Genomic DNA, 16,300 nt, shown 5'->3' with positions numbered 1-16,300 from the left:
GAGTCCGTGCCCGATGAGGCAGGAGGACCCGGTGGCCACCACCACGGAAACCGACGCGATGCGTCGTGCTGTCGCGCTGTCGGCGCGCGCGCTGGGCGCGACCGCTCCCAACCCCGTCGTCGGGGCCGTGATCCTCGACGCTGCCGGTGCCGTCGCCGGCGAGGGCTGGCACCAGCGGGCCGGCTGCCCGCACGCCGAAGTGCACGCGCTGCGCGCCGCGGGCGACCGCGCCAGGGGCGGGACCGCCGTGGTCACCCTGGAACCCTGCAACCACACCGGCCGGACCGGCCCCTGCGCCCAGGCGCTCATCGAGGCCGGCGTGGCCCGGGTGGTCTTCGCGGTCGCCGACCCCAGCCCCCACGCGTCGGGCGGCGGCGCCACGCTGCGCGCGGCCGGCATCGACGTGGAGAGCGGCCTGCTCGCCGACGAGGCCGAGGCGGTCAACATCGCCTGGCTGACCTCGGTGCGCCGCAACCGTCCCTTCGTGCGCTGGAAGTACGCCGCCACCCTCGACGGCCGGATCGCCGCGGCCGACGGCACCAGCCGCTGGATCAGCTCCGCGGAGTCCCGCGCCGACGTGCACCGGCTGCGCGCCGAGGCGGACGCCGTGGTCGTCGGCTCCGGCACGCTCGTCGCGGACGACCCGCACCTGGCGGTCCGCGGCATCGAGGGCGCCGTCCAGCCGCTGCGGGTGGTCGTCGACACCCGCGCCCGGATCACCCCGGCCGCCCCCGTCCTGGACGAGGCCGCGCCCACCCTGGTCGCGGTCGGCAAGGACGCCGACACCGCCCACCTGCCCGGCGTCGACGTGGTGCGCCTGCCGTACGCCGGGCCCGCGGGCTCCGCCGGCCTCGACATCGACGCGTTGCTCGCCGAGCTCCACGCTCGCGGGGTGCGCTCGGTGCTGCTGGAGGGCGGGCCGACGCTCGCCGGGGCCTTCGTGGCCGCCGGGGCCGTCGACTCCGTCGTCGCCTACCTCGCCCCCGCCCTGCTCGGCGCCGGCCCGCACGCCCTCGCCGACGCAGGAATCACCACCATCGCGCAGGCGTTGCGGCTCGACGTGACCGAGGTCGAGCGCTTCGGACCCGACCTCCGCGTCACCGCCGTCCCCACCGCACCGCAGGAGAGCTGATCGTGTTCACCGGAATCGTCGAAGAGCTGGGCGAGATCACCGCGGTCGAGGACCTCGGCGACGCCTCCCGTTTCACCGTCCGCGGCCCCGTCGTGACCGACGGCGCCAAGCACGGCGACTCCATCGCCGTGAACGGGGTGTGCCTGACCGTCGTGGAGTTCGGCGACGGCGTGTTCACCGCCGACGTGATGGCCGAGACCCTCAAGCGCTCGAGCCTCGGCGCGCTGGCGGCCGGCTCCCGCGTCAACCTGGAGCGCCCGATGGCGCTCGGCGGCCGGCTCGGCGGCCACCTCGTGCAGGGGCACGTGGACGGCACCGGCACCGTGCTGGAGCGCACGCCCGCCGAGCACTGGGAGATCGTGAAGGTCTCGCTGCCCGCCGAACTCGCCCGCTACGTCGTGGAGAAGGGCTCCGTGACCGTCGACGGGATCAGCCTCACCGTCGTCGAGGTGGGCGACGACTGGTTCACCGTCAGCCTGATCCCCACCACCCTCGCACTGACCACGCTCGGCCTCAAGCAGCCCGGCGACCCGGTCAACCTCGAGGTCGACGTCATCGCCAAGTACGTCGAGCGGATGCTCGGCGACCGCGGCACCGCACCGGGGGAGGACATCGGATGAGCGCGCTGCACTGGCTGAACGGCGAGGCGTTCACCGCCTTCGGCCAGCACGTGATGTGGTCCGACATGATCGGCAACCTGCTGGGCCTTGCCGCGCTCGCCCTGGGCTGGCGCCGGGCGATGCTCACCTGGCCGGTGCAGGTGCTGTCCGGCGCGGTGCTGGTCGCCGCGTTCTGGAGCGCGCACCTGGGCGGCGGGGTCGGCAAGCAGTTCGTGGTCATCACCGTCGCCGGCTGGGGCTGGTTCCAGTGGCAGCGCGGACGGGCCGGCGGCGGCAAGGTCGCCATCCGGTTCGCGACCTGGCGGGAGCGGGCGGTGCTGGTCGCCGCCACCGGCCTCGGCACCGTCGCCGTCGCCTCGCTGTTCCTGGCCTACCCGACGCTGTCGTGGAACCCCTGGCCGGACGCCTACATCTTCACCGGCACCCTGGCCGCGATGGTCGCCCAGGCGCGCGGCTGGGTCGAGTTCTGGTTCGCCTGGCTCGCCGTCGACCTGGTCGGCGTGCCGCTCAACTTCGACAGCGGCCTGCCCTTCTCCGGGCTGGTCTACATCGTCTACTTCGTCCTGGTCATCGCCGGGATGTACGCCTGGTGGCAGCAGACGCGCACTCCCGCGGCCGGCGGCCGCGGATCCACCCCGAGCACCACCACCGTCGCGGAAGGAGTGACGGCATGAGCGCCGTGACCGCACTGCAGGACGACTGGTACGACGAGACCGTGCTCGTGCTCGACCCCGTCGAGCGGGCCATCGCCGACATCGCGGCCGGCCGGCCCGTAGTGGTCGTCGACGACGAGAACCGCGAGAACGAGGGCGACATCATCGTCGCCGCCGAGAAGATCACCCCCGAGATCGTCGCGTTCATGATGAACGAGTGCCGCGGCCTGATCTGCGTGCCGATGGAGGGCCACGACCTCGACCGGCTGGACCTGCCGCAGATGGTCGAGGCCAACACCGAGTCGATGCGCACCGCGTTCACCGTCTCGGTCGACGCGAGCGCCGAGCACGGCGTGACCACCGGCATCTCCGCCGCCGACCGGGCCAGGACCATCCGCATGCTCGCCGAACCGGCCTCCGCGGCAGGGGACTTCGTGCGCCCCGGCCACGTCTTCCCGCTGCGGGCCCGGGCCGGCGGCGTGCTGGTCCGCCCCGGTCACACCGAGGCCGGTGTCGACCTGGCCCGGCTGGCCGGACTGCGGCCCGCCGCGGCCATCGTGGAGATCGCGCTCGAGGACGGCACGATGGCCCGGCTCCCCGAGCTGGTGCCGTTCGCCCGCAAGCACGGCCTGGCGATCATCTCCATCGAGGACCTGATCGCCTACCGCCGGTCCGCCGAGCCGACCGTGCGCCGCGAGGCCGACACCGCGCTGCCCACCGCCTTCGGCGACTTCCACGCCTACGGCTACCGCAGCACCGCCGACGGCGTGGAGCACATCGCCCTGGTCGCCGGCGAGATCGGGGACGGCCAGGACGTCCTGGTCCGCGTCCACTCCGAGTGCCTGACCGGCGACGTCTTCGCCTCCCAGCGCTGCGACTGCGGCCCCCAGTTGCAGGCCGCGCTGCGCCGGGTCGCCGAGACCGGCCGGGGCGTGGTGCTCTACCTGCGCGGCCACGAGGGCCGCGGCATCGGGCTGATGTCCAAGCTGCGCGCGTACGAACTGCAGGAGCGCGGCCGCGACACGCTCGACGCCAACCTGGAGCTCGGCCTGCCGGCCGACGCCCGGGACTACGGCGCGGCCGCGGACATCCTGGCCGACCTGGGGGTCCGGTCGCTGCGGCTGATGACCAACAATCCCGACAAGACCGGCGCGCTGGTCCGGCACGGCCTGGACGTCCTCGGACGCGAGCCGATGCCGGTCGCCGCTGGCGAGCACAATCTGCGGTACCTGCGCACCAAGCGCGACCGGATGGGCCACGACCTGCCGTGGCTGGACGCGGCCCATCACTGAGCCGTCACCGAGTCGACACGGCGACACGTCGACAAGGCAGCGCGACGGCACAGCAGCACAGCCACACAACAGAACAGCCATACGGCAGAACAGCGACACAGCCACACGTCACCACCGGGCCGGGCGGTCGGCACACCGACCGCACCGGCCCACCCGAACGAGGAACCGAGGAGAGAAGTGAGCGGTAAGGGCGCCCCCGAGCTGACCGTGAAGAACTGCGAGGACCTGCGGGTCGCGGTCATCGCGGCACAGTGGCACACCGAGGTCATGGACGGCCTCGTCGACGGGGCCGTGCGCGCCCTGCACGACCTCGGCATCGACGAGCCGACCCTGCTGCGGGTGCCGGGCAGCTTCGAACTCCCGGTGGTCGCCAAGGTGCTGGCCGGCCGCGGGTACGACGCGATCGTCGCGCTCGGGGTGATCATCCGCGGCGGCACCCCGCACTTCGAGTACGTCTCGCAGGGCGTCACCGCCGGCCTGACGCAGGTCTCCGTCGAGACCGGCGTCCCCGTCGGCTTCGGTGTGCTCACCTGCGACACCGAGGAGCAGGCGCTGGACCGGGCCGGCCTGCCCGGCTCGACGGAGGACAAGGGCCACGAGGCGGTCACCGCGGCGGTGGCCACCGCGACCATCCTGCGTTCAGTATCCGAACCGTGGCGGTGAGCGGGGCCCCGTTCCCCGTACGCTAGGACCACCATGGCGAACAAGACATTCGAGGAGCTCTTCACCGAGCTCCAGCACAAGGCCGCCACCGGCGACCCCAGCACGTCCCGGACCGCGGAGCTCGTCGGCAAGGGCGTGCACGCGATCGGCAAGAAGGTGGTCGAGGAGGCCGCCGAGGTCTGGATGGCCGCCGAGTACGAGGGCGCCGACGCCACGGCCGAGGAGATCTCCCAGCTCCTGTACCACGTGCAGGTGATGATGGTCGCCCGGGGAATCTCCCTGGACGACGTCTACGCCCACCTCTGACACCGCCCCGCGGCAGCCCGCCTGCCGCACCCCGGCCGGCCGCCCACCGGCGGCCGGCCGGACCGCACGACCACCGGACCCCGCACCGGATCCGCGTCACGACCGAAGGAAAAGGAACCCGCCCCCATGCTGCGCATCGCCGTCCCGAACAAGGGCTCGCTCTCCGCCCCCGCGTCGGCCATGCTCCATGAGGCCGGATACCGCCAGCGCAAGGAGTCCAAGGAACTCGTCCTCGTCGACAGCACCAACGACGTGGAGTTCTTCTATCTGCGCCCGCGCGACATCGCGATCTACGTCAGCTCCGGCCGGCTCGACATCGGCATCACCGGCCGCGACCTGCTGCTGGACTCCGGCGCCAGCGCCGAGGAGATCCTGCAGCTCGGCTTCGCCCGGTCCACGTTCCGCTACGCCGCGCGGCCCGGCACCGCCACCGCCGTCGAGGAGCTGGGCGGCATGACCGTCGCGACCTCCTACGAGGGCGTGGTGGCCAAGCACCTGGCCGACCACGGCGTGGACGCCGCGGTCGTGCACCTGGACGGCGCCGTGGAGACCGCGATCCAGCTGGGTGTCGCGCAGGTCATCGCCGACGTGGTGGAGACCGGCACCTCGCTGCGCAACGCGGGCCTGGAGACGTTCGGCGAGCCGCTGATGGAGTCCGAGGCCGTCGTCATCCGCCGCGTCGGCGCCGACGCCGACGACCACAAGGTCCGGCAGTTCCTGCGCCGGCTGCAGGGCGTCCTGGTCGCCCGCCGCTACGTGATGATGGACTACGACATCCGGGTCGAGCAGGTCGAGAAGGCCGTCGCGCTCACCCCCGGACTGGAGTCGCCCACCGTCTCCCCGCTGCACCACGAGGGCTGGGTGGCCGTCCGCGCCATGGTCCCCACCGCCGACGCGCAGCGCATCATGGACGAGCTGTACGAGCTCGGCGCCCGCGCCATCCTCACCACCGGCATCCACGCAGCACGCCTGTGAACGACCCCGAACCCGGCCGCGGTGCGGCCGCCGGTTCCGGCGGCCGCGCGGCGGACCGACTGCCGCTGACCTTCCGTCCGGTGGTCACCCGGATCCTGCTGCTGACCCTCGGGCTGGCGCTGGTCGCCGTGCTGACCACCGTCGCGGTGCTGATGCCCCACGACGGGGCCTCGCCGTGGACCACCGGCGACCGGATCACCGTCGTGGTCACCGGACTGCTCTTCTGCTCGGTGCTGGTGCTGCTCAGCCGGCCCAAGGCCGTGGCCGACGCGGACGGCCTGACCGTGATCAACCTCACCGTCAAACGCCGCCTCGCCTGGCCCGAGGTCGTCGGGGTGAACCTGCGGCCCGGCGACGCCTGGGTCCACCTGGACCTGGCGGACGGCACGACCCTCGCCGTGATGGGCATCCAGCCGGGAATCGCCAGGCAGCAGGCCCTGCGGGACGCCCGCCGGCTGCGCGACCTGGTGCGGGAACTCGGCGAGGCCCGAGGTGCGGAGAACGCCGGGCCGCGCTGACCACCGGGCCGGCTCGCCCCGTCCGGCCGATCCGGTGCCCGCCGTCCTTCGCGGGTCCGGCCGCAATGACTACTCTGGAGCGAGCGGTCTTCGCCGCGCCCGCCCCGCACCCGTCCACCCGCACCACCCGCGGGGCCCACGACCAGCCAAGGAGTGACACTCACACCCCGATGGACGCACCGTCCGGTAGTACCAGCGCCGCCCCTCCCCCCAGACACGCGGGAGCGGCGGCCTCATGAGCACCTCCGTGCTGCTGCTCGCAGCGGCCCTCGTCCTGATCCTCGCCAACGGCTTCTTCGTCGCCGCCGAGTTCGGCCTGGTGACCGTGGAGCGCCCGGCAGCGGAGCGCGCCGCCGCCGGAGGCGACCGCCGCGCCCGCAGTGTGGTGGCGGCCCTGCAGAAGCTCTCCTTCCAGCTCTCCGGCACCCAGCTCGGCATCACCATCACCTCCCTGGTGGTCGGCATGCTCGCCGAGCCGGCCCTGGCCGACCTGCTCACCGGCCCGCTCGACTCGCTCGGACTGCCGGACGGCGCCACTCCGGGCGTCGCCGTCGTGCTGGGCATGATGGTCGCCTCCGCGGTGCAGATGGTCGTCGGCGAACTCGTCCCGAAGAACTGGGCGGTCTCCCGGCCGCTGGCCGTCGCCCGGATCGTGGCCGGCCCGCAGCGCGGCTTCTCACGGGCCTTCCGCCCGGTCATCGAGCTGCTCAACCGGGCCGCCAACCGGCTGGTGCGGATGCTCGGCGTCGAGCCGGCCGACGAGCTGGCCTCCGCCCGGACGCCCACCGAGCTGGTGTCCCTCGCCCGGCACTCCGCCCTGGCGGGCGTGATCGAGCAGGACACCGCAGACCTGTTCGTGCGCACCATGTCGCTGGGCGATCTCACCGCCGAGAACGTGATGACGCCGCGGGTGCGGGTCAGCGCGCTGGAGGACACCGCGACCGCCGCGGACGTGCTCAACCTGACCCGGGCCACCGGCCTGTCGCGGTTCCCCGTCTACCACGAGCGGCTGGACGACATCACCGGCATGGTGCACCTCAAGGACGCCCTCGCGGTGACCTCGGAGGAGCGCGGCCGCACCCCTGTGGGCCGCATAGCGGTCGCCCCGCTGCTGGTCCCCGAGACACTCCCCGGCCAGCAGCTGCTGGAGCTGCTGCGCAGCCAGCAGCCGATCGCCGTCGTCGTCGACGAGTACGGCGGCACGGCGGGCGTCGTCACCCTCGAGGACATCGTCGAGGAGCTGGTCGGCGAGGTCCGCGACGAGCACGACGCCGCCGACCTGCCGGAACTCGCCCCGGCCCCGGACGAGTCCGGCCACCCCGCCTGGGACGCGGCCGGCGGCCTGCGGCTCGACACGCTGGCCCGGATCGGCCTGTTCGCACCCGAGGGACCGTACGAGACGGTGGCCGGCCTGGTCGCCGGCCTGCTCGCCCGCATCCCCGAGGCCGGCGACACCGCGGAGCTGCCCGGCTGGCTGCTGCGCGTGGAGGAGGTCGGGCACCACCGGGCCGAGCGGGTGCGCGTCGTGCGCACCGCCGCCGCGTCCGAGCAGGGGGACGAGCAGCGATGAGCGCACTCCAACTCCTGTTCGCCGCCCTGCTGGTGCTGGGCAACGGCTTCTTCGTCGGCGCCGAGTTCGCGCTGGTGTCGGTACGCCGCAGCCAGATCGAACCGCTCGCCGCCGAACAGCGCAGCGCCCGGACCGTGCTGTACGGCCTGGAGCACCTGCCGCAGATGATGGCGGCCGCGCAGTTCGGCATCACCATCTGCTCGCTGACCCTCGGCGCGGTCGCCGAACCCACCGTCGCCCACCTGGTGGAGCCGGTGTTCTCCGCCGCGCACCTGCCCGACGATCTGGTGCACCCCATCGGGTACGTGCTGGCGCTCGCCCTGGTGGTGTTCCTGCACCTGGTGATCGGCGAGATGGTGCCGAAGAACCTGGCGATGGCCGCGCCGGAGAAGACCGCGCTGCGGCTCAGCCCCGGACTCGTCGGCTTCGCCCGGGTGTTCCGCCCGGTCATCGCGGTGCTCGGCGCGTGCGCGCGGCTGATCCTGCGGGCGTTCCGGGTCGAGCCCAAGGACGAGGTCGACGCGGTCTTCACCAGCGAGGAGCTGAGCGTCCTGATCGAGGACGCCGGGCAGGCCGGCCTGCTCGACCCCGACGAGCAGGAACGCCTCGCCGACGCGCTGGAGCTGGGCAGCCGTCCGGTCACGGAGGTGCTGCTGACCCCGGGCGAGCTGGTGACGCTCCCGCCGACGGCGACCCCGCGCGAGGTCGAGGAGCTGACGGTGCGCACCGGCTACTCCCGCTTCCCGGTGGCCGATCCCGCCGCGGACGGCCCCGGCTACCTCGGCTACCTGCACGTCAAGGACGTGCTGGACGTCGAGCAGCGCGACGAGCCGGTGCCGCAGCGGCTGTGGCGGCCGATCGCCACGCTGCGCGCCGACCTGCCGCTGGACGACGCGCTGACGGCGATGCGCCGCGCCGCCTCCCACCTGGCGGCGGTCGCCGATCCGGCGGGCCCTGTGCTCGGACTCGTCGCCCTGGAGGACGTGCTGGAGATGCTGGTCGGCGAGGTCAGGGACCCAGCCCACGACACGGCGGCGGCCACCGCCGCGGTGGCCGCGGCCGTCCTGCCCGGCCCCACCTCCAGCGAGCTGGTGCGCTGACGCGCGGCGGGCCGCGGCCGTCCGGCCGCGGCCCGCCGCGCGATCAGGCTCAGTCGGCCGGGTCCGGCGGGGGAGTCCCCGGGCCGCGCCCGGACAGCACCTCGCCGTACGCCTGCATCAGGTCGGGCAGGCGCAGCGTGGCGAGGTCGTCCCGGGACGGCGCGACCGGATACTCCGACAGGCGCAGGTCGCGGTAGGCGCAGCTCTTCTCGTACAGGGTGCGCAGCAGCCGGCCGTTGCCCAGCTCGTCGACCCAGCCCTGGTCCACGACGTGGCCGCTGATGGCCCGCAGCTCCTCCAGCGCCTCCTCGTCCCAGTGGTCGCCGTTCTCCGCGGCCAGCACCTCGCCGATCCTGGTCAGTTCCAGCGGCCGGTAGCTCGGGAAGTCCACGCGGGTGGTGAAGCGGGAGCTGAGCCCGGGGTTCGCGCCGAGCAGCCGGTCCATGCCCTCGGGGTAGCCGGCGAGGATCACCACCAGCCGGTCCCGGTTGTCCTCGGCCCGCTTCAGCAGCACCTGGAGGGCCTCGTCGCCGTACGCGTCGCCCTTGCTGTAGCCGGAGTTGGACAGCGCGTACGCCTCGTCGACGAAGAGCACGCCGCCCAGTGCCGAGTCGATCAGCTCGTTGGCCTTCACCGCGGTCTGTCCCAGGTACTCGCCGACCAGGTCGGAGCGCTGTGCCTCCACCAGGTGGTCGCCGCCGAGCAGCCCGAGCGCGTAGAAGACGCGGCCGAGGATGCGGGCGACCGTGGTCTTGCCGGTGCCGGAGGGGCCGGAGAAGACGAAGTGGCGTTTCGGCGGCTGCACCGGAAGGCCCTGCCCGGCCCGCAGCCGGGCCATCCGCAACTGCGCGGACAGTGCCTTGACCTGCCGCTTGACCGGTTCGAGGCCGACCATGCGGTCGAGTTCGGCCAGTGCCTGGGAGAGCAGCAGCGGGTCGGAGCCGCCCATCGGGACCTGCGGCGCCTCGGGGACGCCCGCGTCGTACGGCGGCGCCGAGCGGTCGCGCAGCCCGTCGTCGTAGGGACCGCCGGCCAGCAGCGCGTCGTCCAGCTCCGGTCCCGGCACGGCCGCTCCGGGCACGTCGGCGAGCAGCGGCCCGTCCAGGTCCGCGGCGCCCTCGGGTACCGCGGAGCCGGCGCCGGCCAGCGAGACCGCGGCCAGTCCGGCGCCCTCGTCGAGGCCGTCGTCGGTCTCGTGGATCGCCGCCAGCCGCGCCGCGGTGTCCATGAACGCGGGGTCGACGCGGTGCACCGCCCGGTACAGCGGCACGGCCGCCGCCGAGCGGCCGGTGCCCTCGTAGGCGCGGGCGAGCCAGTAGCGCAGCTCCTTGCGCTGCGGCTGCTCGCTGCGGCACCGCATCAGGGCGGCTGCCAGCAGCGGTTCGGCCTGCGCGCACATCTCCAGCCGGACCCGGGCCATGCCGCCGAACAGCCCGGCCTCGATGCCCAGCACCGGGTCGCCGAGCAGCGGTTCGGTGTGCCGCACCAGGTGCTCCCAGTCCTTGACCAGGTAGGCGCGGCAGGCGTGCAGGAAGCGGACCTGCGGGTCGGTGTCGACCGGCGGGCAGCCGGCCAGCGCCTGGTCCAGCTCGGCGACATGGCGGCCGTCCAGCCAGTGCGAGGCGTGCGCCAGCAGCAGGTCCCGGCTGGTCTCCAGCACCGGCTGCACCCACCAGCCCAGCCAGTACCAGGAGTTGAGGGTGCGGCGGTGGGCGGCGCGCTGCTCGCCGAAGCGGTCGCGGTGGCGGAACATCTGGAGCAGCGCGGTGGAGGTGTCGGCGCGCAGCGCGTGCAGGCCCAGCCAGGCGTCTGCCATGCCCGCGTCCATCCGGACCGCGGCCCTGAACTCCTCCTCGGCCTGGGCGTAGGCGCCCATGGTGTACGCGTCGACACCGCGCAGCCAGGCGAGATCGGCCGGTGATCCCGGGCGGTCGGTGCCGAATCCCATCAAGTCCCCACCCATCCGTCCCCCGCCGCGCCGACACACCCTCGGTTCCCAACCCTAGGTCTGCGGGCCGGAGTTGAGCAGGCGGCGGCACTCCCCAGGGCGCCGCCCGCATCCGTTTCGCATCGTACCCGCGAAGCTTGCGGGGTCGAAGGGTGCGACGGCAAGCAGGGGTGCTACGGGGGCTGTCGGCCCGGCCGGCGGGTGCAGGGCGTCACGCTGCACACACGGACGCCGGAGGGTGACGGTGCGTGAGCATCCGGAGTCGCGGATCGCTCGTTCAGGTCGCCGGACAGGACGAAGCCCCCGGTCACGGGGGAACAACCGGGGGCTCCGTGTCTGTCGAAACGGCCGCTCGCGGCCGCTTGTTGAAAACGTAATTGCTGGATACCCGACGGGTCAAGCGGTGTTGGAGCACCGAAGCGCGAGGGGCGCACCCCGGCGCACCCCGCCGCCGGACCGTTACTGGCGGTCACCGTACGGCCCCGGCGCGCGCCGGGCGCCGGGGCCCGGATCGGCCGTGTAACCGGCATGGCCGGCGTGGCCGTCGCCGGTCTGACGGACCAGCAGATCGGCGAACGGCCGGGAGGGGTCCGCCGCGAAGTGCGCGTCCTCCTCCCGCGTCCAGCCGGTCCAGAAGTGCGCGAGCTCCGGCCCGTCGCGCAGCAGGCCGCGCCGCCGGGCGGTGTCCTGGTCGACCTCCAGCCACAGCAGCAGCGCCAGCAGCGGGCGCACCGCCGCGCGCCCGGTGCCCACGCCCTCCAGGAGCACCACGGGCGCCGGCGGCACCTCGCGCGAACCCGCGAAGCGCCGCGCGGTCCAGTCGTACACCTCGTGGTGCGCCGTCTCGCCCCGGCTCAGCGGGCCCAGCACCTGCGCGGCCAGCCGCTCGGTCCAGGCGAACGGCTCCTCGTGGGTGGCCAGGTCGTCGGTGTGCACGACGGGCGCGCCGCCCAGCCGCTCCGCGAGGCGGGCGGTCAGCGTCGTCTTGCCCGCGCCCGCGTGCCCGTCCACCGCGACCAGCCGGACCGGTCCGCAGGACGGCGCGAGCCCGGGGACCAGGGCGGCGAGCCGGGGCAGGGTGAGATCGTTCATGCCTCCCGAGCCTAGGGCCGGTGCCGCGGCGCTGCGGCGCAACCACGGCGGCGGCGTCTACGGTGGGAGCCGTGACCGACGCGAACGCGGCTGACCCCGCACCCACCCAGGACTCGGCCGGCTCCGCCCCCACCCAGGGCGTCGCCGGCACCCCGGACGCCTCGCTGTTCCCCGCGACGCGCCTGGAGGCCGCCCGCAGGGCCGCGCAGGACGCCGGTCTCGACGCCCTGCTCATCGCGCCCGGCGCCGACCTGCGCTACCTGACCGGCTACCAGGCGCTGCCGCTGGAGCGGCTGACGTGCCTGGTGGTGCCGGCCGCGGGGGACCCCTTCCTGGTGGTGCCCGAGCTGGAGAGGGCCGCGGCGCAGGCCTCGCCGGCCGGCCGGCTGGGCATCGGGATCAGCGGGTTCGGCGAGACCGACGACGCGTACGCGATGATCGCCCGGCGGCTGCCCGCCAACACCCGGCTGTTCGCGGTGGACAACCACATGTGGGCGGAGAAGCTGCTCGCCTTCCAGGCCGCGCTGCCCACCGCGCAGGCGGGCCTGGCCGGTGACGTGCTGTCGGTGCTGCGGATGCGCAAGACCCCGGCGGAGATCGAGGCGCTGCGCCGGGCCGGTGCGGCGATCGACCGGGTGCACCGCCGGATGGGCGAGTGGCTGAAGGCCGGCCGCACCGAACGCGAGGTCGCCAAGGACATCGCCGACGCGATCATCGACGCCGGTCACGCGACCGTCGACTTCGTCATCGTCGGCTCCGGGCCGAACGGCGCCAGCCCGCACCACGAGGTGTCCGACCGGGTGATCCGGGCCGGCGACCCGGTGGTGGTCGACATCGGCGGCACCACCGCCGAGGGCTACTGCTCGGACTCCACCCGCGTCTACACCGTCGGCGAGCCGCCGGCCGCCTTCCGGGAGATGTACGACGTGCTGCTGCGCGCGCAGACCGCGCAGACCGGCGCGGTGCGGCCGGGCATCACCGCGGAGGAACTCGACGCGGTCGGGCGGGACATCATCGCCGCGGCCGGCCACGGCGAGCACTTCATCCACCGCACCGGCCACGGCATCGGCCTGGAGACCCACGAGGAGCCGTACATCGTGGCCGGCAGCCGGCGCGCGCTGGAGGCCGGCATGGCGTTCTCGGTCGAGCCCGGGATCTACCTGCCCGGCATGTACGGGGCCCGGATCGAGGACATCGCGGTCTGCACCGAAGACGGCGGCGAGCGGCTGAACCTGACGGGACGTGACCTGGTGGTTCTCCCCGCGTGACCGCCAGTGGTCCACACCAATATTGGTCGTTGAGCCCACCTGCAAACACTGGTGGAGCACGAGGTGAACGACCATAGTGGTCCGCACCCGGCACGCCCTCCGCAGCCGGGGGAATTCCCGATTCACGTCGAGGGAAACCGAGGGGAACCATGACCCGAAACGCGCCCCGGCGTGCCGTACTGACCGCCGCGCTCGCGGCGGCGGCGGCCGCCGCGACCGCGCAGTCCGCCGGCGCCGCCACCGCGAGCGCCGCGAGCGGCGCCGCTCCTCGCACCGCGCCCGCTCCCGCCGGGCGCCCGGCCGCCGTGCCGGACGACGCGCCGGTCGACTACCACGGCTGGACGTCGTACCCGGACTGGCTGTTCGGCGAGCACCGGGGCACGGCGCCGGTGCCGGGGAAGCGGCCGGGGCTGCGCATCGCCCGCGCGACCGGCACGTTCGACTACACCGACCCGCACACCGGCACCACCGCCACGTGGGAGTCCGCGTCATGGACCTCGCCGGCGCACACCGTCCCGCACCCGGCCAGCGAGCTGATCTCGTCCTGGAACGCCGACACCCCGGCCGGCACCTGGATCCAGGTCGAACTGCTCGGCACGTACACCGACGGCACGGCCACTCCCGCCTACATCATGGGGCGCTGGACGGCCGGTGACGGGCCGGACGACATCCGCCGCACCTCGGTGGACGACCAGACGGACAACAAGAGCAGCATCTGGACCGACACCTTCTCCATCGACGACACGACGGTGGGGCCGCTGCTCGCCTCGTACCGGCTGCGGCTGACGATGTTCCGCAAGCCCGGCAGCACCCTGTCCCCGACGGTGTGGCGCCTGGGCGCGATGGCCTCGAACATCCCCGACCGCTTCACCGTTCCGGCGTCGGTGCCGGGTGTCGGCGCCGGGATCGAACTGCCCGTGCCGCGCTACTCGCAGAACATCCACAAGGGCCAGTACCCCCAGTACGACAACGGCGGCGAGGCGTGGTGCAGCCCCACCTCGTCCACCATGGTCATCGAGTACTGGGGTCGCGGCCCGACCGCCGCGCAGGTGGCGTGGGTCGACCCCACCTACGCCGACCCGCAGGTCGACCAGGGCGCCCGCTACACGTACGACTACCAGTACGAGGGCTGCGGCAACTGGCCGTTCAACGCGGCCTACGCGGCGACCTACACCGACCTGCAGGGCGTCATCACCCGGCTGCACTCGCTCAACGACGTCGAGGTGCTGATCAAGGCCGGCATCCCGGTGATAACGTCCCAGTCCTTCCTGGCCTCCGAGCTGGACGGCGCGGGGTACGGCACCTCGGGCCACCTGATGTGCATCGCGGGCTTCACGCCCGAGGGTGACGTCGTGGCCAACGACCCGGCCAGTTCCAGCGACGACGCGGTCCGCAACATCTACAAGCGGTCCCAGTTCGAGACGATCTGGCTGCGCACCAAGCGCATCACCGCGTCGGGCGGCACGGGCAGCGGCACCGGTGGTGTCTGCTACCTCTACTTCCCGGCCAAGCCGAGCCCGGCCCAGCGTCGCGCCCTGGCCTCCGTCGGCATCGCCTGATCCGGCGCCACCAGGGGCCGCTCTCCCCTTCGGGGGAGGGCGGCCCTTCGCGCTGCCCACGGGGGCGGCAATCCGCACGCAAACGGGCAAGTGGTTCAGACCACTTGGTGCATTGGTCTAAAGGTCTGGACCAAACCATTGACGGGTTCGCGTCAGGGCAGGATTCTGCTGCCACGTTCCCCCCACAGGAGGTCCGACGTGAACCGACTCAAAGCCTTCGGCTCGGGCGTGGCCGCAGCGGCCCTCGCCTTCGCCGGACTCGGCGCGGCCGCCGTCCTGGGCGCCGGCCAGGCCGACGGCGCCACCGCCTCGGCCAGCGCGCTCAGCAGCCAGTGGTACGCCGCGGCGCCGTACCTCATGCCGCTCGACAACAACCCGCCGAGCGCGACCGCCATCATGGACGCCAGCGGCCTCAAGGCGTTCCAGCTCGCGTTCATCCTCGCCCCCAACGGCGGCGGCTGCAGCCCGACATGGGACGGCACGGCCGCGGTGTCGTCCGACACCGCGGTGGCCGACGTGATCTCGGCCATCCGCGCCAAGGGCGGCGACGTCTCGGTGTCCATCGGCGGGTACAACGGCACCAAGCTGGGCCAGGCCTGCTCCGACGCCGCGTCGACGGCCGCCGCCTACCAGCAGGTCATCACCAAGTACGGCCTCAAGGCGATCGACTTCGACCTGGAGGAGCCGGAGTACGAGAACACCGCCGCGGTCGCGCACGAGATCGGCGCCGCCAAGATCCTCCAGCAGAACAACCCCGGCCTGTACGTCTCGGTGACCACGGCCGGAACGGCGGCCGGCACCGGCTGGTTCGGGCAGCAGATGCTCAACGAGGCCAAGTCGCAGGGCTTCACGCCGAACAACTTCTCCATCATGCCCTTCGACGGCGGGTTCAGCGGCGCCGCCTCCCAGACCAGTGCGCTCACCGCGTTCAACGGGCTGCTGCAGAGCACCTTCGGCTGGGACGCCGCCACCGCCTACGCCCACGAGGGCTTCTCCGGCATGAACGGCCGCAGCGACTCGGGCGAGTACTTCTACCAGGCGGACTTCCAGACCGTGCTCGACTACGCCACGAGCCACGGTATGGGCCGCTTCACGTTCTGGTCGCTCAACCGTGACCGACAGTGTTCGCCGCCGGACAACAACGGCACCACGTCCGGCACGTGCAGCAGCGTCCCGCAGGCTGACTGGGACTTCGCGAAGTACTCGGTGAAATTCGCGGGTGCAACGCCCCCGGTGACCACGCCGCCCACCACGCCGCCGACCACGCCGCCCGGCGGCGGCTGCGCCGGCGTGACCGCCTGGACGGCGTCCGCGGTGTACGTCGGCGGCAACGAGGTCCAGCACAACGGCCACAAGTGGAAGGCCAAGTGGTGGACCACCAACGAGGAGCCCGGCACCACCGGCGAGTGGGGCGTCTGGCAGGACGAAGGCGCCTGCTGACACGCTGCTGACCGGTACTGACGCCCCGCGGTCGGACCGCGGGGCGTCAGCGCGTCCGGAGCCGGCGGTACCTTAGGGCGGACCCGGGAGCGGTGGCGCCGCCAGGCGCCGTACCGCCTTGCGTGTCCTCGCAGGTGCGCGTTTTCGCATGTGTACATGAGGTG

The 16,300-nt window shown here is 73.3% G+C and carries 15 protein-coding genes; 13 read left to right on the top strand and 2 right to left on the bottom strand.

What is annotated here, in order from left to right; genetic code table 11:
- The first annotated feature begins 31 nt into the window (after window positions 1–31).
- The 10 genes from ribD to BMW99_RS13440 all read left to right on the top strand — a co-directional run bounded on the left by ribD (window position 32) and on the right by BMW99_RS13440 (window position 8,829).
- Window positions 32–1,132, top strand: a complete 1,101-nt coding sequence (gene ribD, locus BMW99_RS13485; RefSeq protein ID WP_245791427.1) for a bifunctional diaminohydroxyphosphoribosylaminopyrimidine deaminase/5-amino-6-(5-phosphoribosylamino)uracil reductase RibD — start codon at window positions 32–34, stop codon at window positions 1,130–1,132.
- 2 nt (window positions 1,133–1,134) lie between these two features.
- On the top strand, window positions 1,135–1,752 hold the full coding sequence (locus BMW99_RS13480) for a riboflavin synthase (protein WP_069466340.1): 618 nt from the start codon (window positions 1,135–1,137) through the stop codon (window positions 1,750–1,752).
- On the top strand, window positions 1,749–2,426 hold the full coding sequence (locus BMW99_RS13475) for a nicotinamide mononucleotide transporter family protein (protein ID WP_069466339.1): 678 nt from the start codon (window positions 1,749–1,751) through the stop codon (window positions 2,424–2,426). The genes BMW99_RS13480 and BMW99_RS13475 overlap by 4 nt, the downstream gene beginning before the upstream one ends.
- The gene (locus tag BMW99_RS13470) at window positions 2,423–3,697 is read left to right on the top strand and encodes a bifunctional 3,4-dihydroxy-2-butanone-4-phosphate synthase/GTP cyclohydrolase II (RefSeq protein WP_075016860.1); all 1,275 of its coding nucleotides are present in this window, start codon (window positions 2,423–2,425) and stop codon (window positions 3,695–3,697) included. The genes BMW99_RS13475 and BMW99_RS13470 overlap by 4 nt, the downstream gene beginning before the upstream one ends.
- A 177-nt stretch (window positions 3,698–3,874) precedes the next feature.
- The gene (gene ribH / locus BMW99_RS13465) at window positions 3,875–4,360 is read left to right on the top strand and encodes a 6,7-dimethyl-8-ribityllumazine synthase (RefSeq protein WP_069466268.1); all 486 of its coding nucleotides are present in this window, start codon (window positions 3,875–3,877) and stop codon (window positions 4,358–4,360) included.
- Between the two features lie 33 nt (window positions 4,361–4,393).
- Window positions 4,394–4,666, top strand: coding sequence for a phosphoribosyl-ATP diphosphatase (locus BMW99_RS13460; protein ID WP_069466267.1), 273 nt, complete (start codon window positions 4,394–4,396; stop codon window positions 4,664–4,666).
- A gap of 126 nt (window positions 4,667–4,792) precedes the next feature.
- Window positions 4,793–5,641, top strand: coding sequence for an ATP phosphoribosyltransferase (gene hisG / locus BMW99_RS13455; RefSeq protein WP_069466266.1), 849 nt, complete (start codon window positions 4,793–4,795; stop codon window positions 5,639–5,641).
- Between the two features lie 59 nt (window positions 5,642–5,700).
- Entirely contained in the window at window positions 5,701–6,159 is a 459-nt protein-coding gene (locus BMW99_RS13450) for a PH domain-containing protein (protein ID WP_069466269.1), read from the top strand.
- Between the two features lie 235 nt (window positions 6,160–6,394).
- Entirely contained in the window at window positions 6,395–7,729 is a 1,335-nt protein-coding gene (locus BMW99_RS13445; protein WP_069466265.1) for a hemolysin family protein, read from the top strand.
- Window positions 7,726–8,829, top strand: a complete 1,104-nt coding sequence (locus BMW99_RS13440; protein WP_075016859.1) for a hemolysin family protein — start codon at window positions 7,726–7,728, stop codon at window positions 8,827–8,829. Before BMW99_RS13445 ends, BMW99_RS13440 begins: the two co-directional genes overlap by 4 nt.
- 49 nt (window positions 8,830–8,878) lie before the next feature.
- Here the strand turns inward: BMW99_RS13440 and BMW99_RS13435 are convergent, their stop codons facing one another.
- Complete coding sequence (locus BMW99_RS13435; protein WP_069466785.1) at window positions 8,879–10,777, bottom strand: AAA family ATPase; 1,899 nt, start codon at window positions 10,775–10,777, stop codon at window positions 8,879–8,881.
- Between the two features lie 459 nt (window positions 10,778–11,236).
- Window positions 11,237–11,869, bottom strand: coding sequence for a uridine kinase family protein (locus tag BMW99_RS13430; protein ID WP_075016858.1), 633 nt, complete (start codon window positions 11,867–11,869; stop codon window positions 11,237–11,239).
- A gap of 164 nt (window positions 11,870–12,033) precedes the next feature.
- On the opposite strand from BMW99_RS13430, the gene BMW99_RS13425 reads away from it, so the two are divergent.
- The 3 genes from BMW99_RS13425 to BMW99_RS13415 all read left to right on the top strand — a co-directional run bounded on the left by BMW99_RS13425 (window position 12,034) and on the right by BMW99_RS13415 (window position 16,136).
- Entirely contained in the window at window positions 12,034–13,137 is a 1,104-nt protein-coding gene (locus tag BMW99_RS13425; protein ID WP_075016879.1) for a M24 family metallopeptidase, read from the top strand.
- Between the two features lie 149 nt (window positions 13,138–13,286).
- Window positions 13,287–14,696 carry a peptidase C39 family protein gene (locus BMW99_RS13420; protein ID WP_069467304.1) on the top strand — a complete coding sequence of 470 codons (1,410 nt, stop codon included), beginning with the start codon at window positions 13,287–13,289 and terminating at the stop codon, window positions 14,694–14,696.
- 198 nt (window positions 14,697–14,894) lie between these two features.
- Window positions 14,895–16,136: a carbohydrate-binding protein gene (locus BMW99_RS13415; RefSeq protein ID WP_245791426.1), complete on the top strand. Its 1,242-nt coding sequence runs from the start codon at window positions 14,895–14,897 to the stop codon at window positions 16,134–16,136.
- The last annotated feature ends 164 nt before the right edge of the window (window positions 16,137–16,300 follow it).

This window comes from Actinacidiphila rubida, assembly GCF_900110255.1.
GTDB lineage: Bacteria > Actinomycetota > Actinomycetes > Streptomycetales > Streptomycetaceae > Actinacidiphila > Actinacidiphila rubida.
The sequence above is the reverse complement of the archived record's forward strand: the minus strand, read 5'-3'. Positions and strand labels throughout refer to the sequence as shown.

Excerpts from the sequence above, each read along its gene's own strand:
- BMW99_RS13430 (WP_075016858.1), bottom strand. The coding sequence starts at position 11,869 with ATGAACGATCTCACCCTGCCCCGGCTCGCCGCCCTGGTCCCCGGGCTC.
- BMW99_RS13475 (WP_069466339.1), top strand. The coding sequence starts at position 1,749 with ATGAGCGCGCTGCACTGGCTGAACGGCGAGGCGTTCACCGCCTTCGGC.
- BMW99_RS13440 (WP_075016859.1), top strand. The coding sequence starts at position 7,726 with ATGAGCGCACTCCAACTCCTGTTCGCCGCCCTGCTGGTGCTGGGCAAC.
- BMW99_RS13435 (WP_069466785.1), bottom strand. The coding sequence starts at position 10,777 with ATGGGATTCGGCACCGACCGCCCGGGATCACCGGCCGATCTCGCCTGG.
- BMW99_RS13470 (WP_075016860.1), top strand. The coding sequence starts at position 2,423 with ATGAGCGCCGTGACCGCACTGCAGGACGACTGGTACGACGAGACCGTG.
- hisG (WP_069466266.1), top strand. The coding sequence starts at position 4,793 with ATGCTGCGCATCGCCGTCCCGAACAAGGGCTCGCTCTCCGCCCCCGCG.
- BMW99_RS13460 (WP_069466267.1), top strand. The coding sequence starts at position 4,394 with ATGGCGAACAAGACATTCGAGGAGCTCTTCACCGAGCTCCAGCACAAG.
- BMW99_RS13420 (WP_069467304.1), top strand. The coding sequence starts at position 13,287 with ATGACCCGAAACGCGCCCCGGCGTGCCGTACTGACCGCCGCGCTCGCG.
- BMW99_RS13445 (WP_069466265.1), top strand. The coding sequence starts at position 6,395 with ATGAGCACCTCCGTGCTGCTGCTCGCAGCGGCCCTCGTCCTGATCCTC.